Here is a 19,265-nt window from a genome sequence, read left to right on the forward strand (position 1 = left end):
TGACGACCGTTTCAGCCTATCAAGCGCGCCAACCGGGCCGGCGCGCACTGCGGGTTATCCTGCAGCCATGCGAACAGCCGGCGGTCCCGCACGGAGGGGTCCCGCGCGAAGGGGTCCCGCACGAGGGGGAGCCGGACGGACCGACCGACGCCAGGTGCTGGCGTGGGCGTGGTGGGACTGGGGCGACTCGGCGATCAATGCCGTGATGACGACCTTCGTCTTCACCGTCTACCTCACCTCGTCCTCGTTCGGCGACCCCGACCACGCCTCGTCGGTGCTCGGCTGGGCGCTCGGCGCCTCCGGTCTCGCCGTCGCCGTCCTCGCTCCCGTGACCGGCCAGCGGGCCGACCTGGCCGGGAGGCGACGATTCTGGCTCGCGGTGCACACCGGCATCGTCGTCGTCACGACCGCCGCCTGCTTCCTCGTGCGGCCGGCCCCGGAGTTCCTGCTGCTCGGCGCGATCCTGATCGCCGTGGCCAACGTCTTCAACGAGTTCGCCGGCGTCAACTACAACGCGATGCTCCCCCAGATCAGCACGCCGGCCACGATCGGCCGGGTCTCGGGCCTCGGCTGGTCGATGGGCTACGTCGGCGGCATCCTGGCCCTCGCCGTCGTGCTGTTCGGGTTCGTGCAGCCGAACCTGCTGCGGATCCCGACCGCCGACGCCCTGAACATCCGCACCGTGGCCCTGTTCTCCGCCCTGTGGTTCGCCGTCTTCGCCCTGCCGGTGCTCACGCGGGTGCCGGAGATCCGGCCGGACGTCGCCGGGGAGCGGGTCGGCTTCCTCGCCTCGTACCGGGTGCTGGTGCGCCGGGTGATCGCCCTCTACCGCCGCAGCCCGCACACGGTGTACTTCCTGGCCGCGAGCGCCGTGTTCCGGGACGGCCTGGCCGCCATCTTCACGTTCGGCGGGGTGATCGCGGCCGGCACGTTCGGCTTCACCCTGTCCCAGGTGATCGTCTTCGCGATCGCGGGCAACGTGGTCGCCGCGGTAGGGGCGGCCACGGGAGGCGTGCTGGACGACCGACTCGGTCCCCGCCGCGTGATCATCCTGTCCCTGCTGGGGCTGCTCGCCTCCGGCACGGCCATGCTGTTCATGACGAGCCAGGCGGGCTTCTGGGTGTGCGGCCTCGTCCTGTGCCTCTTCGTCGGGCCCGCGCAGGCCTCCGCACGCTCGTTCCTCGGCCGTCTCGCGCCCGCGGGACAGGAGGGCGAGCTGTACGGCCTCTACGCGACGACGGGCCGCGCGGTCAGCTTCCTCGCGCCCACCCTGTTCGCCGCCGCGGTGACGCTCTTCGGGGCGCAGCGATGGGGCATCCTCGGCATCCTCGTCGTGCTGCTGGCGGGCCTGCTGGTGCTGCTGCCCGTGCACCCGCCCGAGCACGCGCCGCAGCCGGACCCGATCGACGTCGGGCGCTGACGCCGCGGGAGCGCGCTCGTCCGCGCAGTGGTCGCCTCAGCTGGCCTCGTCGCCTCAGCTGGGCAGCTGCGTGCGGTGGAAGTTCAGGTGCGACCGGGACGCCGTCGGGCCGCGCTGCCCCTGGTACCGGTTGCCGTAGGGACCACTGCCGTAGGGGTGCTCGGCGGCGGAGGACAGCTGGAAGAAGCACAGCTGGCCGATCTTCGAGCCCGGCCACAGCTTGATCGGCAGGGTCGCGACGTTGGAGAGCTCGAGCGTCACGTGCCCCGAGAAGCCGGGATCGATGAAGCCGGCCGTCGAGTGGGTCAGCAGGCCCAGGCGGCCCAGGGAGGACTTGCCCTCCAACCGTGCCGCGATGTCGTCGGGCAGACTCACCACCTCGTACGTCGATCCGAGCACGAACTCCCCCGGGTGCAGGATGAAGGGCTCGTCGGGATCGACCTCGACCAGGCGGGTCAGCTCGCTCTGCTCGATCGAGGGGTCGATGTGCGCGTACTTGTGGTTGTCGAAGAGCCGGAAGAACCGGTCGATCCGGACGTCGACGCTCGAGGGCTGGATCATCTCGTCCTGCAGCGGATCGAGCACGATCCGGGCGTCGTCGAGCTGGCGGCGGATGTCGCGGTCGGAGAGCAGCACGTCGAGCAGGATAACCGACTCGAGATGATCGCGGCTTACAGATCACGGTGAGGTGTCGATAACACACTCAGAGAGCCTTCTGGTGGCGCCACGCCGTGACACGGATTACTGTTCCGTAACGACGCAACGGCATGGTCTCGAGCCGCCACCGAAGGGTGACCGCGTTGCCCTGATTCGCCTGCCTGAGGAATCCCATGCCCAGACGACTTCTGGCCTGCCTGCTGGCCTGCCTGTTCACCACCACCGCCGTCGTGACGACGGCCCCGGCCGCCTCGGCCCTCCCGATCGTCGCTCCGGCGTCCGCGAGCGACATCGTCCACGATTCGAACCTCACCCAGGTCCGGGACCTGCTCAACGGTATCAATGCGTACCGGGCGTCCAAGGGCCTCAGGCCGGTCAAGTACAGCCCGACCGTCTCGGTGATGAGCCAGGAATGGTCCAACCGCATCGCCGCCAACGAGACGCCGTACACCCACCGCCCCAACTTCTGGACCGACCCGCGGGTCGGTGGCCCCGTGACCAACGTGCACGAGATCATCGCCGTGGCCTGGAGCCGGAACGCCTCCGCGCTGATCGCCTGGTGGAAGACCTCGCCCGCCCACAACGCGGCGCTGATCGACCCCAACGTCAACGTGATCGGCGTCGGCGTGACCTTCACCAACGGCAACTACGTCACCACGCCCACCCGGTACACCATGTGGGGCGTCGTCAACCTCTTCCACTACAACCCGGTGCCGTCCAACGCGACGTCGACCGTGACCTCGACGCCGAGCAGCGGGCCCGCGCCGACGGCCGCTCCCGCGGGCATCTGCCCCGCCGGTGTCGCCGGGCACGCCACGACGACGCCGCCGGCCGCGGCCTCGATCCGCAGCACCGCGGACGTGCTCGCCGTCGACACCGCCGGCGTCCTGTGGGACTACCCCGCGACCGGCGGCGGCAGCCTGGCGTCGCGCCGTTCGCTGATGACCGGCTTCGGGGGTGCCCAGGATGCGTTCGCCGCCGACTGGAACCAGGACGGCGTCGTCGACGTCGTCACCATCTGGCGCTCCGGCCTGCTGACCCTCAACCGGGGACTGGCCGGCGGCGGGTTCGGCGGTGCCGTGCAGATCGGCAACGGCTGGGCGGGCATGACCGCCACCGTGGGCCTGTGGTGCTCCGGCGACCGCTTCCCGGCCATCGTCGCCCACCGGCCCGACGGGACCATGCTCTACTACCGCAACGCGACCGGCACCGGCGCGAGCAACGGCATCAAGATCGGTGCCGGCTGGCAGGGCCTGAAGTTCAGCATGGCGGACGTCGACGGCAACGGCAGCGCGGACCTGGCCGTGCGCCGGGGAGACGGGTCGATGCTGCTGTACCGCTCCGACGGTCGCGGCCACTTCCTCTCCGAGGCGCGCCGCACCATCGGGTCCGGATGGGGTCCCGTGGTCAGCACCCGCACGCTGTACGGCTACACCGGTGCCGGCAGCAAGGGTCTCGTCGCCAAGTGGACCGACGGTCGCCTGAGCTACTACCCGATCGCGAGCGGCGGCCTGCGTGCCGGCTCGGCGGAGGGGCACGGCTGGACCTCGTACGCGCTGGTCAAGTGATGCCGACCCGCTGAGCTCTGCCCGCTCGCACCGATCCTCACCCACCGATGGCTCGCATCGGTCCGCCCGCTGATCCGTGCGGCGCTCTCCGGGGCGCCGCGCGATGGCCTCGGGCGGACCGGGACGGGCCGTCGGCCGGCCCCGGCGCATCGAGTGGAGCACGCAACGGCACCGAGGCGTCCGCGCGTCGCCGGGTGGGTCGCCGTGGTGTGGAGGGCAGGTCGGGGTGCGCTAGGCTGTCCGATGACGTCGCGCCGTGATCACGGTGCTCCGACGGGGCCAGGACCCGGCGGGAAACGGCGTCGATGCGGCTGTAGCTCAATGGTAGAGCGCACGCTTCCCAAGCCTGATACGCGGGTTCGATTCCCGTCAGCCGCTCCACCACCCACGCCGACGGCGCCGGGTCCGTTCTCACCGACGGGCCGGCGCCGTTCGCGTTCGTCCACGCTGATCCCTGCGCCCTCGACCGCGGCCCGTGAGAACTGTCGGTGGCCGTCACTAGGCTGACGGAACAGCGACGGGAGGCATCACATGGCCACAGGATCAGGCACCGGTCACCACGACACGGTACGGCCGGGCACGGTACGGCCGGGCACCGGTCACCACGACACGGACATCTCACCCGATCTTCCGCCCGTGTGCTCGATCGTGCCGCCTTACCTGCTGCGCCGGCTCGCGGGGCTGCAGGATCCCCCACTGCTCGACGCCGCCGGTGCGGCCCGGCACGCGCTCGATCACCTCGAGCGCATCCACGCCCAGCGGCGTGGCCTCCGTGGTTCCGTCGCACCGCCGGTCACCCGCACGGGGCTCGCCCGCACCATCAGCGACGCCGAGCACGGGGAGACGCTGCCCGGCGCCACGGTGCGCACGGAGGACCAGGGCCCCGGTGAGGACCGCGCGGTCGACGAGGCGTTCGACGGCCTGGGCCGCACGTGGGACTTCTACGCCCAGGCCTACGGCCGCCGTTCGCTCGACGACGACGACCTGCCGCTGGACGCGACGGTCCACTTCTCACATCAGTACGACAACGCCTTCTGGAACGGCGAACGCATGGTGTTCGGCGACGGCGACGGGAACGTGTTCGTCTCGTTCACGTCCGCCCTGACCGTGATCGCGCACGAGCTGACGCACGGCGTCACGCAGTACAGCGCGAACCTCGTCTACCAGGGGCAGTCCGGCGCCCTGAACGAGTCGGTCTCCGACGTGTTCGGGGTGCTGACCGAGCAGTGGGTGCGGGGCCAGGACGCGGCGAGCGCCGACTGGCTCGTCGGCGCGGGCATCTTCGGCCCGTCGATCCACGGCACGGCGCTGCGCTCGCTCGCCGCGCCGGGCACGGCGTTCGACGATCCGGTACTCGGCAAGGACCCGCAGCCGGCGCACATGGACGGCTACGTCGAGACCACCGAGGACAGCGGCGGCGTGCACCTGAACTCGGGCATCCCGAACCACGCCTTCTACCTCGCGGCGACGGCGCTCGGCGGCAACGCGTGGGAGCGGGCGGGCCGGATCTGGTACGACACCGTCACGTCCGACCGGTTGCCCGCGAGCGCGGACTTCGCCCGGTTCGCGCAGGAGACGCTGGACGTCGCCGCCGACCGGTACGGCGCCGACAGCGCCGAGGTGAGCGCCGTGACCGACGCGTGGCAGGGGGTCGGGGTGACCCCGGGCAAGGCGGTCCGCGCCGCCGACGCACCGGCCGGGGACTGATGGGTCGCGATTCCCGTCGACGCCGTCCCCGGGCCAGAATGGGGACCGGGAGGCAGCCATGGAGATCACGATCACGCGCACCGGCGGATTCGCCGGCCTGCGCCGGCAGTGGGTGGTGACGGTCGACGACCAGACGGCCACCCGGCTGGTCGGTGAGATGGGCGACGGCCGGACGAGCGACGGCCGGATGAACGACGGTGGCGTCACCGCACGCAGCAGTGCCCCCGAGGTCCGTGACGGATTCAGCTACGTGTTCGCCGCCGAGGGCCACCGGATCACCATCGCCGAGTCCCGCCTCGACGGCCCCTGGCGGGAGCTGCTCGACCGCGCGCGCAGCGACACCGGAACGACTCCCCCCGCGTGAGCGGGGTCCTCGCCGGATTCTCGATCGTCTGGGTCGTCATCGGGATCGGTTACCTGATCGGCCGCTCCGGCGTGCTCGGCCCCGACGCACAGCAGGTGCTCAGCCGCACCGTGTTCTTCGTCGGCACGCCGGCCCTCATGCTCGTCACCTTCGGCCGGACCGACCTGCACCGCGTGTTCTCGGTGCAGCTGTTCGTCGCCGCGGCCAGCGCCGGCATCGTGCTCGCGCTCTACCTGCTCTGGTCCCGGCTTGTCCTGCGGCGGCCCTGGCCGGTGGCCATCATGACGGGCGCCACGGGCTCGATCGTCAACGCCGCGAACCTCGGCATCCCCATCGCGGTCTACGTGCTCGGTGACGCCGCGGTGGCCGCCCCGATCATCGTCTTCCAGATGACGCTGCTCACGCCCCTGATCACCGCGTCCCTCGACGTCGCCACAGCCCGACATGGGACGAGCGCGCTGCGCCGGATCCGGCAGGTCGCCGCGAACCCCGTGCTCATCGCCTCCGTGGTCGGCATCGTCCTCTCCGTCACCGGCGTCCACCTGCCGGACCTCGTCATGGAGCCGTTCCGGCTGATCAGCGGCATCGCCGTGCCCGGGATGCTCCTCGCCTTCGGGATCGGATTGCACGGCTCCCGCCCCCTGCGCGACCGGTCGCAGTGGCTGGACGTGGCCTCCGCGACGACGTCGAAGGTGCTCGTCCAGCCGCTCGTCGCCCTCGCCCTGGGCTCCCTGGTGCTGGGCCTGTCGGGGCGGGCGCTGTTCGCCGTCGTCGTCATGGCCGCGCTGCCGACCGCGCAGAACGCCTACGTCGTCGCCGCCCGGTACGGGACGGCCGTCGGCCAGACCAAGGACACCGTGCTCGTGACCACCGTGCTCTCCGTGCCGGTTCTCGTCGTCGTCGCCGCCATGCTCGCCTGAGCTGGGCGGATCCGACCCCTGCTGGGCTAGCCTTGGGCGCATGACCGAGAAGACCTCCACGGATCAGGTCCGCGCCATCGCCGAGGGCTACACGTTCAGCGGCGCGTCCATCGCGCTGGGCGCCGCTCTCGTGGACGGGCAGGTGCACGCCGATGCGCCCGTCCGGCTGCCCCTGGCCATGATGAACCGGCACGGCCTCGTCGCCGGCGCCACCGGCACGGGCAAGACGAAGACCCTCCAGCTGATGGCCGAACAGCTCTCCGCCGCCGGCGTGCCGGTGTTCCTCGCGGACATCAAGGGCGACCTGAGCGGGTTGTCGGCCCCGGGGACGCCGAACGAGAGGATCACCGCCCGCGCGTCCGACGTCGGGATGGACTGGTCCCCCGCGTCGTTCCCGGTCGAGTACTACGCGCTGGGCGGCGACGGCACCGGCGTCCCCCTGCGCGCCCGCGTCTCCAGCTTCGGCCCCATCCTGCTCTCCCGGATCATGGACCTGAACGAGACGCAGGAGTCCAGCCTGCAGCTGATCTTCCACTGGGCGGACCAGCAGGGCCTGGAGCTGTACGACCTCAAGGACCTGCGCGCCGTCATCACCCACCTGACCTCGCCCGAGGGCAAGGAGTCCCTCGCCGAGCTCGGCGGCCTGTCGAAGGCCACCGCCGGCGTCATCCTGCGCGAGCTCGTGGGCCTGGAGGCCGACGGGATGGAGAAGTTCTTCGGCGAGCCGGAGTTCGACAGCAAGGACGTGCTGCGCACCGCGGCGGACGGGCGCGGGGTCATCTCGTGCCTCGAGCTGCCCACCGTGCAGACGAAGCCGGCCCTGTTCTCGACGTTCCTCATGTGGCTGCTGGCGGACCTGTTCGCCGATCTGCCCGAGGTGGGCGACGTGGACAAGCCCAAGCTGGTGTTCTTCTTCGACGAGGCGCACCTGCTGTTCAAGGACGCCTCCCCCGCGTTCCTCGACTCGATCCTCACCACCGTGCGCCTGATCCGCTCCAAGGGCGTGGGCATCTTCTTCGTCACCCAGACGCCGAAGGACGTGCCCGGTGACGTGCTGGGACAGCTCGCGAACCGCGTGCAGCACGCCCTGCGCGCCTTCACCCCGGACGACGCGAAGGCCCTCAAGGCGACGGTCGCCACGTTCCCCGTGAGCCCGTACGACCTGACCTCCGTGCTGACCTCCGCCGGCACCGGCGAGGCCGTCATCACCGTGATGAACGAGCGGGGCGCGCCGACCCCGGTGGCCTGGACGCGGATGATCGCGCCGCGGTCCCTCATGGGTCCCGCGCCCGCGGACGCCATGCAGGCGACCGTCGCCGCGTCGCCGGGGCAGGCGGCCTACGGCACGCCCGTCGACTCCCCGTCGGCCTACGAGAAGCTCAACGCCCGCACGACGGCCCCGGCATCCTCCGGCGGCGCCCCTGCGGGCGGTACCGACACGGAGGCTCAGCGGATCGAGGAGCAGATCACCCGCGAGCCGGAGCGCCGGGAGCCGGAGCGCGCACGCAGCGCTCCCCGCCCCGCGCACAATCCGCTGCTCGACGTCGCCGCGGACATCGCAGGTCAGGTCGGTCGCGAGTTCGTGCGCGGGCTGTTCGGCACGCGCCGCCGTCGTCGCTGACGTGGCGGGCCGATTCGACGAGGCACACCGTTTCCGGCGCGCCGCCCTCTTCTGGACGCTGCTCCTGCTGGCCGTGCTCGCCGTCGCCGGCGTCGTCGTGACCACGGTCAACGCGCGCGGCTACGGCCCCGAGCATGCGGTGCGCGCGTACCTGGACGCGCTGCACGACGGCGACGGGTCCCGTGCGCTGGGGCTGCTCGGCGCGACGGTGCCGGCCGGGAATCCGACGCTGCTGAACGGAACGCCGCTCAAGCGCTCGGTCGCGCAGCTGAAGAACGTGGATCTGGCGATCACGGATCGCAACGGCGAGGACGCGACCGTGACGGCGCAGTACACGCTCGACGGTCAGCGCGGTTCCACGGCCTTTCCCGTGCGCCGCGTGGGCTTCACGTGGCTCTTCTTCGACCGGTGGGAGCTCGCCGGCACGAGCCTGCCGCACACCACCGTCACCTTCCCCGGGCAGGATCGCGCCCGCGTGAACGGGGCGACGGTGGCCGCGCCGAACGGGAAGGCGACCGTGCTCAGCTTCGCTCCGGCGAAGGTGACGGCCGGCTGGTCCGAGGCGATGATGCAGGCGACCGACCGGAGCACGGCGGTGACGGGTCTGGGCGACGCGAACACCCTCGGCCTCACGGCGACGCCCACGCCCGCGATGGTCAGCTCGGTCGACGACCAGGTGCGGCGGATGCTCGACCAGTGCGCGAGCCAGCAGGTCCTCGCCCCCACGGGGTGCCCGTTCTACCACTTCTCCGACAACCTGATCACCGGACCCGTCGCGTGGAAGATCACGCGGTACCCGCAGCCGCGGCTCACCTACCGGAACGGCGCATGGTCGGTGCAGCCGCTCAGCGGGCAGGCCGAGCTGAACACCCGGGAGACGGACCTGTACACCGGCGTCGAGAAGCCGCTGCGCACGACGGCCGACTTCAGCTTCACCGCGACGCTCGACGTCGAGGGCGACGGCGTCACGGTCCATCCGCGGGTCACCGGCCCGGCGGGCTGAGGACGCAGAAAGGGAGTGCAGAGAGACGGCGACGGCTGGACCCCTCGGGGTCCCGCCGACGTCGTGTGAATGCCCGGTGTCAGGCGTTGACGCCGCGCAGGTCCAGGACCAGTTCGCTCTCGCCGTCGGTGCCGACGGACACGGGGATGCCCCAGTCCTGCTGGTAGAGGTGGCAGGCGGCGTGATCCGGGATCGGGCCGTCCTTCTCACCGTCACAGGCGGCCGCGCGGGCGGTCAGGTGCAGGACGCCCTCGGGGACGTCCGGGTTGATCCGGAGCGTCCGGCTCAGGCCCGTCGAGGAGCCGGCCCCGTCGAGCAGCAGCTCGGCCGGGGTGGACGAGACCTTCAGCTGGGTCGGGTCCCCCCACCGGTCGTCCAGCTTCTGCCCCTTCGGGGCGCTGAACCGGATGGTGACGCCGAAGTCGCCGGCGGTCACGGCGCTGCGCGGGCGCTGCGTCCGGGCGGCACCCTCGTCGACGGTCAGGGCCGTCGCCGGCACCGGCAGGCGAACGAGCTGGTGGGCGTTGGTCTCGACGACGAGCAGGAGCGGCGTGGCGGCGGTGGCGTCCAGGAGCGCGTCCGAGGGCTCGGCGAGGTCGCGCGCGAGCGTGCTGACCTGGCCGGTGGCCGGCTCGTACCGGCGGATCGCGCCGTTGTAGGTGTCCGCGATCGCCACCGAGCCGTCGGGCAGCACGGTGACGCCGAGCGGGTGCTGCAGCCGGGCCTGGGCGGCGTCGCCGTCGCGGAACCCGAAGTCGAAGAGTCCCTCGCCGACCGCGGTCTCGACGGTGACGGTGCCGTCGTCGGCGGGCACCAGTCGGCGCAGGGACGAGGTCTCGGAGTCGGCGGCCCAGATCGAGCCGTCGGGGCCGGTGGCCAGGCCGGAGGTCTGGGCGAACCAGGCGTCCGGGCCGGCGCCGTCGAGCAGTCCCTCGTTGCCGTTGCCGGCGAGGATCCGCAGCGACGGAGCGGCCGGGTCGAAGGCGAAGATCTGGTGGGTGCCGGCCATGGCGACGACCACGGACCGCAGCTCGGCGGACCACACGACGTCCCACGGCGAGGAGATCGCGACGGTCACCGGGTCGGCACCGGCAAGCCGCGCGGGCTCACGGGCGGCGTCGGCGGGGTCCTGGATGAGCCGCTGCACGCCGTTGCCGGCGACGGTCGTCACGGTGCCCCCGGCCAGGTTCAGGCCGCGCAGCCGGTGGCTGACGGTGTCGGCGACGACGACGTCGTACCCGACCGTCTCGGCCACGTCGGCCGGCAGCAGGGCGACGCCCTGCGGCTCGCTGAAGCGTGCGCTGTCGGCGCCGCCGTCGGTGTCACCGCGCTGCCCGTCACCCCAGGCCCGCACGACGGTGGTCAGGTCGGCGTCGAGCTCGACGATCCGGTGGTGGCCGGTGTCGCTGACCAGGTAGTGGCCCTGGCCGCGGTCGCCCAGCGGCAGCACCTTGCCCGGGAAGCGGAGGGCGGACTCGGAGGCCGGCGGCGGCACGTACGGGCCCTGTCCGCGGTGCAGCGTGCCCTTCGCGTCGTGCTCCTCGACCAGCTCGGTGATCAGCGAGGCGAGGCCGTGGCCGTGCCCCTCCCCGGTCAGGTGGGCGACGATGTAGCCCTCGGGGTCGATGACGACGAGGGTCGGCCAGGCCCGTGCGGCGTAGGCCTGCCACGTGGTCAGCTCGGGGTCGTCGAGGACGGGCCGGTGGATCTCGTAGCGGTCGACGGCCGCGGCGAGCGCGTCCGGGTCGGCCTCGTGCTCGAACTTCGGGGAGTGCACACCGATCGTGACGAGCACGTCCCCGTACTTCTCCTCGAGCGGGCGCAGCTCGTCGAGCACGTGCAGGCAGTTGATGCAGCAGAACGTCCAGAAGTCGAGGACGACGATCTTGCCGCGCAGCGACGCGAGGCTCACATCGGCGCCGCCGGTGTTCAGCCAGCCACGGCCGACCAGGTCGGAGGCCCGCACGCGGTAGTCGGTGCGCAGACTCACCGCGGACTCGGCTCCGGTGGGCTCGGTCGTGGTGCTGGTCGTGGGGCTGCTCACGAGGTCTCCTTCGGGCTGTCGCCGGTGTCGTCGGGGGCGGTGTCGTTCGTGCGCGTCGTGGTGGCCGTCCGGACGGGCGTACCGCCCGTCGCGCCCGTGGTCCGGGGATCGCCGGGCCGTGCAGGCCCGTCCGCCAGCCGGGCGAACATGTCGTTGTAAGCGGACAGTTCCGCCTCGTTATTCCGGTCGGCGGCCCGGTCCCGGCGCCGGGACTCGCGGCTGTCGGCGCGGGACCACATGACGGCGACGCCGATGGCGACCACCAGGGTCGGGATCTCTCCGATGCCCCAGGCGAAGCCGCCGCCCAGCTGCTGGTCGGCGATCGGCGAGAGTCCCCACGTGCGCCCGAGGTTGCCGAAGTAGTCCGGCTCGAGCAGCGTCGTCGAACTCATCAGGGTGACGCCGAAGAAGGCATGGAAGCCCATCGTCGCGAGCAGCAGGACGAGCCGGAGCGGGTACGCGGGCCGGCGCGGCAGCGGGTCGACGCCGATGAGCACGAGCACGAACAGGTAGCCGGTGAGCGTGAAGTGCAGGTTCATCAGCTCGTGCCCGACGTGCTCGGTCAGGGCGAATCCGAAGAGCGGCGTGTAGTAGAAGACGAGCAGCGATCCGGCGAAGAGGACGGCCGCCACGATCGGGTGGGTGATCAGTGCCGAGTACCGTGAGTGCACGATCCGCAGGATCCACTCGCGCGGCCCGCGGGTGCCGTCGGTGCGGGGCTTGATCGCCCGCAGGGCGAGCGTCACGGGGGCGCCGATGACGAGGAAGATCGGGACGACCATCGTCAGCGCCATGTGGTCGACCATGTGGATGCTGAACAGGACGCGGCCGTACACGGACAGGCCGCCGGAGGTCACGAAGACGAGCGCGACGCAGCCGACCAGCCAGCTGATGGTCCTCAGCACCGGCACGGCGTCGCCCCGGCGGTGCAGCACCCACACCCCGCGCAGGTACCCGACCGCGCCGAGCAGCGCCACGGCGACCCACAGCCAGTCCCAGCGCCACTCCGTCAGCAGACGGGCCGGCGTCAGCTCGGGAGGCAGGTCGTAGCCCGAGAGCAGGTAGGCGGGCGAGGCGTCGGGAGTGAGGTTCTCGGGCACCGGGGTCGCCGATCGGGACAGCGCGGTGCCCAGGCCCATGGTCGCGGCCATCACGACGATCTCGCCGACGACGAGCTGGCCCATGACACGGCGGGCGCCGAACCGGCCGTCGGTGAAGCGCGGGATGACCCAGCGGCGGTGCACGAACCCGAAGACGCCGAGCACGACGGTCGCGATCGCCTTGGCGACGACGAGCAGGCCGTAGGGCGAGCCCAGCGCCGCCCAGTCCCCGAGCCGGATCGCGGCGTTGACCACGCCCGAGGCGAAGACGAGTACATAGGCGATGCCCGCGAGGGCGGAGAACCGCCGCAGGGTCACGCCGGTCAGCGCGCCGAGGGCGGGAGCGGCGACGGCGAGGGCGCCGATGCCGCCGACCCACAGCGAGATGCCCACGAGGTGCAGGCCCAGGGAGCTGACCGCGCCCTCGTGATCGCCCGCGGAGGCAGAGTGCCCGATGAGGGAGAGCGGAATGGTGGCCCCGAGCGCGAGCAGCGTGGTCAGGGCGAGCCCGGTGAGGTTGCGGACCCCGAGCGCGAGGGTGCTGACGAGTGCGGCGATGACGGTGATGGTCAGCCACGCCTGGCCGGTGCCGAGCGACGTCACGAAGTAGGCGAGCTGGGCGGTGAACGCCGGGGCACCGGACACCGGGAGGCCGGAGACGTCCGAGTAGGTCAGGACGGTGACGACGATCGCGGCGAGGGTCCACACGACGCCGCCGGCGGCCGCGGCGGTCATCAACCGGCGGAAGGCGGGGTGCTCGGCGTCCCGGTCCGGGACGGTGCGGGACCGCGGCCGGCGCCGGTCGGCGAAGGCGGGGACGAGGGTCGCGGCGAACAGCAGGCAGCCGATGACGACGGCCATGCTGAGGTAGCTCGTCATCTGGGCGACCGGCAGGCCCCACCGGACGACGGAACCCGGGTCGGAGAGGGAGCGGGGCGCGGCGGCGCCCGTCAATTGGAGGCCGGCGACGACACCGATGACGGCGGCCACCGCCGCCGGCGCGAGCCAGAACGCGGCGTTCGGGGGTAGCGCGGGTGTCCGGTCCGGGTCACGGGTCACGGGTGGCCGGCCGGTCGGGCCCCGGCGCGGCCCCTGCTGCTGTTGCGTGCTCACCACGCTCCCATTGTCCGTCACGGGGGTGGCGGGCCCGAAAACGGGCGACCCACGCCACACGCGGCGTCATCCGTGCCCGCACGCACGACCCCGGACACGGAACGAGGCGGGGTCGACCGTCGTCGGTCGTCCCCGCCTCGTCGTCGTGCCGCGGCGTGATGCCGCGGCCGGGAGATCACTGGGAAGCAGCAGCCTTCAGCTTGCTGCCCGCGGTCAGCTTGACGCTGTGGCCAGCGGCGATCTGGATGGTCTCACCCGTCTGCGGGTTGCGACCGGTGCGGGCGGCGCGCTCGGTGCGCTCGACGGCCAGCCAGCCCGGGATCGTGATCTTCTCGCCGCTCTTCACGGACGAGGAGAAGACGTCGAACAGGGCGTCGAGGACACCGTTCACCGCGGTCTGGGTGGTGCCGGCCTTCTCGGCGACCTCGGCCACCAGTTCACTGCGATTCTTAGCCATACGTCTGGTCCTCCTGGTACTCGTTCGGGTACTCGTTCGAAACTGGCAACGACCCGTCGGGCCGCCACTCATCGGCCAACCTACCAGCCGACTCGCGCCGTTCCGGCAGTTTCGACCCCCGAACTGCCTTGATTTTCCGCCATTTCCGCCGGTCGGGAGCCTCGACGGCGGTGCAGGCACGACGAAGGCCCGTCAGCTCGATGCTGACGGGCCTTCGTCGATGGTCGGTGACGACGTCAGGTCGTCTCCGCGTTCACGCTGCTACCGGAGGTCACCAGGAGGACTTGGAGACGCCGGGGAGCTCGCCGCGGTGGGCCATCTCACGGAACCGCACCCGGGAGATGCCGAACTTCTGGAGGGTGCCGCGCGGGCGACCGTCGATCTGGTCGCGGTTGCGCAGGCGGATCGGGGACGCGTTGCGGGGGAGCTTCTGCAGACCCAGGCGGGCCTCCTCACGCTCCTCCGGGGTCGCGTTCTCGTTCACCAGGGTCTTCTTCAGCTCGAGCCGCTTCTGCGCGAAGCGGTCGACGACGAGCTTGCGCTGCTCGTTGCGGGCGATCTTGGACTTCTTGGCCATGGGTCAGCGCTCCTCTCGGAATTCGACGTGCTTGCGCACGACCGGGTCGTACTTCTTCAGCGTGATCCGGTCCGGGTCGTTGCGCCGGTTCTTGCGGGTCACGTAGGTGAACCCGGTCCCCGCGGTGGACTTCAGCTTGATGATCGGACGAACGTCCTTGTCTTTGGCCATCTCAGATCTTCTCCCCGCGCGCCCGGATCTCGGCCACGACAGCGTCGATGCCCTTGACGTCGATGACCTTCATGCCGCGAGCGCTCACATTGAGCACCACGGTCCGGCGCAGCGACGGGACCCAGTAACGCTTCTTCTGGATGTTCGGGTCGAACCGACGCTTGGTGCGGCGGTGCGAGTGCGAAATGCTGTGGCCGAAACCCGGCTGGGCCCCGGTCACCTGGCAGTGCGCTGCCATGTTCTCCTCCAAATAGCTCGGACGGTACGCGGTTGTGGACTCACGTCGACCGGCACGCGTGAGCGTGCGCGGAGTCGGCGGATCATGCGCGGCTGATTGCGTCCCGTCACCATGGACACCGAAACGACTGCGGCGTCGTGGCGGACCGGTACATCGGCGTGAACAAGCCGATCCGGACCCCTCGCCGCGGGGAAGACGGTGAAGATCAGGTGTCGAGCAGTGGATACCACCTACGACAGCGATCAAGTCTACGTTTGCGGCCGGACCTGTGCAAATCCGGGCCTCCGGCGAGCCGGTTGGTGGACCGCTGGATGATCGGTAGTATCTCCCTCGATGGTGGGACGGTCGGTCCCAGCATCTCCATCCGCCGGGTACGGGAACCACGTCATCGTGAGGGCCAGTTACCGCCGCATGTCCGCCTCGGCCGATGGACCCCGTTCGGCCCCGGCCGGGCATCGTTTCCCCCGATGGTGCCCGGTCGGGGCTTTTCCATGCCCCGGCCCCAGTGACCTGCGACGACAGTGCGGCCGGACGCGCGCGTCAGCCCGCGATAGGGGTGACCGCGAGGGGGCTCGGCACCGGACGACGCGGCTCGAGGTACTTGCCCGAGGACGTGCGGCGGATCCGGCGCATCACCCACGGACCGACGTATTCGCGGGTCCATCGCACGTTGGCGCGGACGGCGTCGAGGCGGCGGACGGGAACGAGCGCGGGCAGCGGGTCCTGCCGCAGGGTGTGCTCGTGCCGCAGCGTGTCGAGTACCCGGCCGGCCATGGTGATGTGGCCGCGGGTGGACATGTGCAGCCGGTCCACGTCCCACATCCGCGGGTCGTCGTACTCCTCGAACCGCCAGTAGTCCACGAGGGTCGCCCCGTGCCGGTCCGCCACCTCCCGCACCAGTTCGTTGTAGATCGCGGTGCGGCCGCGGTTGACGGAGAAGAACCGCGAGGCGACGGTGTCGAAGCCGGTGAAGAGCAGCACGGAGGCACCGGTGGCCCGCAGACGGCCCACCGCGTCGTCGTACCGGGCCATGAGGGCGTCGATGTCCACGCGCGGCCGCAGGATGTCGTTCCCGCCCGCGTAGAGGGTCACCAGGGTCGGCGCCATCGCCACCGCGGGCTCGATCTGCTCGTCGACCACCTCGACCAACTTGCGGCCGCGGATCGCGAGGTTCGCGTACTCGGTCCGAGGGTCGGCGAGGGCGAGCTGCTCGGCGACGCGATCGGCCCAGCCGCGCACGCCGTTCGGCAGGGAGGGGTCCGGGTCGCCGACGCCCTCGGTGAAGGAATCCCCCAGGGCCACGTATCGGGTGTGTTCAGCCTGCTGTTCAACCACCGATCCAGTCTGCCACCACCGGAGACCTGAGCGGACCAGGGGCCGACACGGCGAGGCTGGATCGGGCCGCGTTCAGTCGACGGCGACGACGACGTCGGCCCGGGTGCCGGCCGCCTCGATCAGCACGGCGTTGGCCTCGTCCGGCCCGAGCGCCCACGCGCGGGCGGCGTCATGATCCATGCCGTGCGCGACGTGCCGGGCGATCAGCCGCTCGTGCCGCTGCGTCTCGGGCAGCGTCAGGTGCCACACCTCGTCCAGGCAACGCGCAGCGTCGGGCCAGGCGCCGTCGGCGACGAGCAGGTAGTTGCCCTCGACGACCACGACGGGGCAGGCGGTAGGCACCGAGACCGCGGAGCCGATCGACTCGTCGTGCTCGCGGTCGAACCGCGGGGCGTAGACGGTGCGCCCGTCGCCGCGGCCGGCTTCAAGGTCCCCCTGCTCGCGCACCCGGACCAGCAGCGCGGCGAAGCCGGCGTCGTCGAAGGTGTCGGGCGCGCCCTTGCGGTCCCGGCTGCCCCGGTCGATCAGCAGCGCGTTGGCCAGGTGGAACCCGTCCATGGGCACGACGACGGCGGCCGCCGGGCCGTGGGCCGCGCGGGCACGGTCGACGAGCCGCTCGGCGAGCGTCGACTTGCCCGCTCCGGGGGCACCCGTCAGCCCGAGCAGCAGCCGACGGCCGGAGACGACGGCCTCCGCGGCGGCGACGTCGAAGCGGCGCAGCGCGGCGTCGAGGTCCAGGGAGGTGGGCACGCGCCTCACCCTACCGAGGGACGGCACCGGGCAGGGCGCGCCCGGGTCAGTGCTGAGCCGCCCCCTGCCGCCAGTAGCCCATGAAGGCCACCCGGTGCCGCTCCATGCCGCGTTCACGCACGAGGCAGCGCCGCAGGTGCTTGACCATGCCGGACTCTCCCGCGATCCACGCGTACAGCGGATCGTCCACCACCGCCGTCGAGGGCGTCGCCCGCACGGGCTCGTCCTCGAGCGGCTCCCCACCCGACGAATACTGCGGCGTCTCCCAGAGCAGGCTGTCGGGGGCGTCGATGGCGTCCGCGTCGGCGTGCGGCGCGGGCAGCACCGTCATGTGGTCCGCGGCGTAGCCGAGCAGCACGCAGTCCGACCCGCAGTCCCGGTGCGCGCACGTGAGCCCCAGGGCGCTGCGGACGGCGCCGATCAGCAGGTCTCCGTGCTCGGCGCCGTCACGGGCCAGCCAGGTCACGGTGATGCCGGGAACGGGGGGCAGGTCGAGGATGTCATCGGCCGTCGGGACCTCGAGGTAGACGTCTCCGCCCTGCATGGGGTGGCTCGCGAGGATGGACGCGACGGCGGGCACGGCGGTCTCGTCCGCGACGAGCAGGATCCGTCCGGCCGGGCCGGGATCGAACTCGATGCCGGACCGGCCTCCCACGGCCCGGTTGGGGCCGAGCAGGCTCAGGCGGTCCCCCGGCTGCGCGGCGGCGGCCCACTGCGCGGCCGGGCCGGCGGGGCCGTGGGCTGCGGTGCCGGCACCGTCGACTTCAGCACGGTCGTCTTCAGCACCGTCGTCTCCCGCACCGTGCAGCACGAAGTCCACCGTGATGGTCCGGCGGAGGTTCCCGGCATCGTCGACGGTGTCGTCGATCGAGCGCACCGTGTACGTGCGCATCAGTCCACGGGTGTCCGGGTCGGCCGCGAGCCACCGCTGGTACCAGCCGTCGTCGCCCACCTCGAGCGTCGGTGCGGGACGGCCGGGGCTCGGGATGAGCAGCTTGATCCGCAGGTCGAGCGGGTCGCGATCGGGGCCGAAGCCCGCCAGCCCGGCGCCGCCGAACACGATGCGCCGGTAGTGCGGGCTGAGCCGGTGGACGGCGACCACCTCGGCGTCGACGGCGACGACCGGGGAGGCGGACGTGGTGGTGGCGGTCATGGGCGTACTTCCTCGTGGGATCGCGCGGGCTCGGTTGCGGTTGCGGTTGCGGTGGCGGGGTCCGCGGCCTGGCCGTCGTCGAGCCGGCGCATGGCCCACGGGACGCCCGTCGTGGGACCGCGCTCCGGGGTGCTGTCGTTGTCGGTCGGGGGCCGGTGGTGCCGGTGGTGCCGGCCGATGGGGACGATCATCGGCGTGCCGCTGACCGGGTCGGTCAGCACCTGCGACTCGAGCCCGAACACCTCGCGCACGCGCTCGGCCGTGAGGATCGCACCGGGGGCGCCCTCCGCGACGACGGCGCCGTCCTTCATGGCGATGAGGTGGTCGGCATAGCGGCTGGCGAGGTTCACGTCGTGCAGCACGAGCACGATGGTCGTCCCGCGGCTGCGGTTCAGGTCGGTGATGAGGTCGAGCACCTCGACCTGGTGGGTCACGTCGAGGTAGGTGGTGGGTTCGTCGAGCAGCAGGACGTCGGTCTGCTGGGCCAGAGCCATCGCGAACCACACCCGCTGCCGCTGGCCGCCCGAGAGCTCGTCGACGGGCCGCGCGGCCAGGTCGAGGGTGCCGGTGGCGACCATGGCCTCCGCGACGGCGTCCCGGTCCCGCTGGGTGGTCTGCTGGAAGAAGCCCTGGTGAGGGTACCGGCCACGGGTGACGAGGTCGACGGCGGTGACCGCCTCCGGCGCCGTCGGCGACTGCGGCAGCAGCCCCACCCGACGCGCCAGTTCCTTCGCGGGATAGCGGTGCACGTCCTTGCCGTCGAGCAGCACCGCGCCGCCCTGCGGGGTCAGCAGACGGGAGAGGCCGCGCAGCAGCGTGGATTTGCCGCACGCGTTCGCGCCGACGATGACGGTGATCCGGCCCGGGGGCACGGCCACGGTCAGCCCGTCGACCACGGTCCGGCCGTCGTAGCCGAGCGTCACGGCGTCGGTGCGCAGGCTCGGCTCGCGGCGCGCTCCGGCGACGGAGGCGGAGGTCGCATCGGCGAAGGCCTGGGAGTCGAAGGGAGCGGCCATGGGATCCTCCCGGGTCGGTGTGGTCGGTGTCGGTTGTGTCCTCGTGCGCAT

General features: G+C 71.9%; 17 protein-coding genes, 1 tRNA gene and 1 pseudogene. 8 read left to right on the forward strand and 11 right to left on the reverse strand.

The window, feature by feature from the left end:
• Positions 1-67 precede the first annotated feature (67 nt).
• Positions 68-1,420: an MFS transporter gene (locus V6N00_RS02760; protein WP_334230519.1), complete on the forward strand. Its 1,353-nt coding sequence runs from the start codon at positions 68-70 to the stop codon at positions 1,418-1,420.
• A 54-nt stretch (positions 1,421-1,474) separates the two neighbouring features.
• On the opposite strand, the gene dcd is transcribed toward V6N00_RS02760, so the two are convergent.
• The gene (gene dcd / locus V6N00_RS02765; protein ID WP_334230520.1) at positions 1,475-2,056 is read right to left on the reverse strand and encodes a dCTP deaminase; all 582 of its coding nucleotides are present in this window, start codon (positions 2,054-2,056) and stop codon (positions 1,475-1,477) included.
• A gap of 194 nt (positions 2,057-2,250) precedes the next feature.
• On the opposite strand from dcd, the gene V6N00_RS02770 reads away from it, so the two are divergent.
• The 7 genes from V6N00_RS02770 (at position 2,251) to V6N00_RS02800 (ending at position 9,260) form a co-directional block, all read left to right on the forward strand.
• Entirely contained in the window at positions 2,251-3,645 is a 1,395-nt protein-coding gene (locus V6N00_RS02770) for a CAP domain-containing protein (RefSeq protein ID WP_334230521.1), read from the forward strand.
• Positions 3,646-3,952: 307 nt separating this feature from the next.
• Positions 3,953-4,026, forward strand: a tRNA-Gly gene (locus V6N00_RS02775).
• Between the two features lie 150 nt (positions 4,027-4,176).
• On the forward strand, positions 4,177-5,352 hold the full coding sequence (locus V6N00_RS02780; protein WP_334230522.1) for a M4 family metallopeptidase: 1,176 nt from the start codon (positions 4,177-4,179) through the stop codon (positions 5,350-5,352).
• A gap of 58 nt (positions 5,353-5,410) precedes the next feature.
• Positions 5,411-5,716: a protealysin inhibitor emfourin gene (locus tag V6N00_RS02785; protein ID WP_334230523.1), complete on the forward strand. Its 306-nt coding sequence runs from the start codon at positions 5,411-5,413 to the stop codon at positions 5,714-5,716.
• Positions 5,713-6,636 carry an AEC family transporter gene (locus V6N00_RS02790; protein ID WP_334230524.1) on the forward strand — a complete coding sequence of 308 codons (924 nt, stop codon included), beginning with the start codon at positions 5,713-5,715 and terminating at the stop codon, positions 6,634-6,636. Before V6N00_RS02785 ends, V6N00_RS02790 begins: the two co-directional genes overlap by 4 nt.
• A 40-nt stretch (positions 6,637-6,676) precedes the next feature.
• A complete protein-coding gene (locus V6N00_RS02795) occupies positions 6,677-8,257 on the forward strand; it encodes a helicase HerA-like domain-containing protein (RefSeq protein ID WP_334230525.1) in 1,581 nt (526 codons plus the stop codon).
• A 1-nt stretch (position 8,258) separates the two neighbouring features.
• Positions 8,259-9,260, forward strand: a complete 1,002-nt coding sequence (locus tag V6N00_RS02800; protein WP_334230526.1) for a hypothetical protein — start codon at positions 8,259-8,261, stop codon at positions 9,258-9,260.
• A gap of 79 nt (positions 9,261-9,339) precedes the next feature.
• On the opposite strand, the gene V6N00_RS02805 is transcribed toward V6N00_RS02800, so the two are convergent.
• The 10 genes and pseudogenes from V6N00_RS02805 to V6N00_RS02850 form a co-directional block, all read right to left on the reverse strand.
• On the reverse strand, positions 9,340-11,304 hold the full coding sequence (locus V6N00_RS02805; RefSeq protein WP_334230527.1) for an NHL domain-containing thioredoxin family protein: 1,965 nt from the start codon (positions 11,302-11,304) through the stop codon (positions 9,340-9,342).
• Complete coding sequence (locus tag V6N00_RS02810) at positions 11,301-13,520, reverse strand: bifunctional copper resistance protein CopD/cytochrome c oxidase assembly protein (protein ID WP_416385013.1); 2,220 nt, start codon at positions 13,518-13,520, stop codon at positions 11,301-11,303. The genes V6N00_RS02805 and V6N00_RS02810 overlap by 4 nt, the downstream gene beginning before the upstream one ends.
• 172 nt (positions 13,521-13,692) lie before the next feature.
• Positions 13,693-13,974 carry an HU family DNA-binding protein gene (locus V6N00_RS02815; protein ID WP_334230528.1) on the reverse strand — a complete coding sequence of 94 codons (282 nt, stop codon included), beginning with the start codon at positions 13,972-13,974 and terminating at the stop codon, positions 13,693-13,695.
• 271 nt (positions 13,975-14,245) lie between these two features.
• Positions 14,246-14,551, reverse strand: a complete 306-nt coding sequence (rpsN, locus tag V6N00_RS02820; protein ID WP_334230529.1) for a 30S ribosomal protein S14 — start codon at positions 14,549-14,551, stop codon at positions 14,246-14,248.
• A gap of 3 nt (positions 14,552-14,554) precedes the next feature.
• Positions 14,555-14,722, reverse strand: coding sequence for a 50S ribosomal protein L33 (gene rpmG / locus V6N00_RS02825; RefSeq protein ID WP_076694457.1), 168 nt, complete (start codon positions 14,720-14,722; stop codon positions 14,555-14,557).
• 1 nt (position 14,723) lies between these two features.
• Positions 14,724-14,960 (reverse strand): 50S ribosomal protein L28, encoded by a 237-nt coding sequence (gene rpmB / locus V6N00_RS02830; RefSeq protein WP_334230530.1) that lies wholly within the window; start codon positions 14,958-14,960, stop codon positions 14,724-14,726.
• Between the two features lie 540 nt (positions 14,961-15,500).
• Positions 15,501-16,295, reverse strand: coding sequence for an SGNH/GDSL hydrolase family protein (locus tag V6N00_RS02835; RefSeq protein WP_334230531.1), 795 nt, complete (start codon positions 16,293-16,295; stop codon positions 15,501-15,503).
• 72 nt (positions 16,296-16,367) lie between these two features.
• Positions 16,368-17,045: a nucleoside/nucleotide kinase family protein gene (locus V6N00_RS02840; protein ID WP_334230532.1), complete on the reverse strand. Its 678-nt coding sequence runs from the start codon at positions 17,043-17,045 to the stop codon at positions 16,368-16,370.
• A gap of 46 nt (positions 17,046-17,091) precedes the next feature.
• A complete protein-coding gene (locus V6N00_RS02845) occupies positions 17,092-18,198 on the reverse strand; it encodes a siderophore-interacting protein (RefSeq protein ID WP_334230533.1) in 1,107 nt (368 codons plus the stop codon).
• Positions 18,199-18,362: 164 nt separating this feature from the next.
• Positions 18,363-19,214 (reverse strand): annotated as a pseudogene (locus V6N00_RS02850) (ABC transporter ATP-binding protein); the annotation flags it as partial.
• Positions 19,215-19,265: the final 51 nt, after the last annotated feature.

The sequence above is a fragment of the Tersicoccus mangrovi genome, assembly GCF_036881825.1.
Taxonomy (GTDB): Bacteria; Actinomycetota; Actinomycetes; order Actinomycetales; family Micrococcaceae; genus Tersicoccus; species Tersicoccus mangrovi.

Bases quoted from the DNA above. Each gene is read 5' to 3' on its own strand.
- V6N00_RS02780 (WP_334230522.1), top strand. From the start codon at position 4,177: ATGGCCACAGGATCAGGCACCGGTCACCACGACACGGTACGGCCGGGC.
- V6N00_RS02785 (WP_334230523.1), top strand. From the start codon at position 5,411: ATGGAGATCACGATCACGCGCACCGGCGGATTCGCCGGCCTGCGCCGG.
- V6N00_RS02770 (WP_334230521.1), top strand. From the start codon at position 2,251: ATGCCCAGACGACTTCTGGCCTGCCTGCTGGCCTGCCTGTTCACCACC.
- rpmB (WP_334230530.1), bottom strand. From the start codon at position 14,960: ATGGCAGCGCACTGCCAGGTGACCGGGGCCCAGCCGGGTTTCGGCCAC.
- V6N00_RS02845 (WP_334230533.1), bottom strand. From the start codon at position 18,198: ATGACCGCCACCACCACGTCCGCCTCCCCGGTCGTCGCCGTCGACGCC.
- V6N00_RS02760 (WP_334230519.1), top strand. From the start codon at position 68: ATGCGAACAGCCGGCGGTCCCGCACGGAGGGGTCCCGCGCGAAGGGGT.
- rpsN (WP_334230529.1), bottom strand. From the start codon at position 14,551: ATGGCCAAGAAGTCCAAGATCGCCCGCAACGAGCAGCGCAAGCTCGTC.
- V6N00_RS02795 (WP_334230525.1), top strand. From the start codon at position 6,677: ATGACCGAGAAGACCTCCACGGATCAGGTCCGCGCCATCGCCGAGGGC.
- V6N00_RS02815 (WP_334230528.1), bottom strand. From the start codon at position 13,974: ATGGCTAAGAATCGCAGTGAACTGGTGGCCGAGGTCGCCGAGAAGGCC.
- rpmG (WP_076694457.1), bottom strand. From the start codon at position 14,722: ATGGCCAAAGACAAGGACGTTCGTCCGATCATCAAGCTGAAGTCCACC.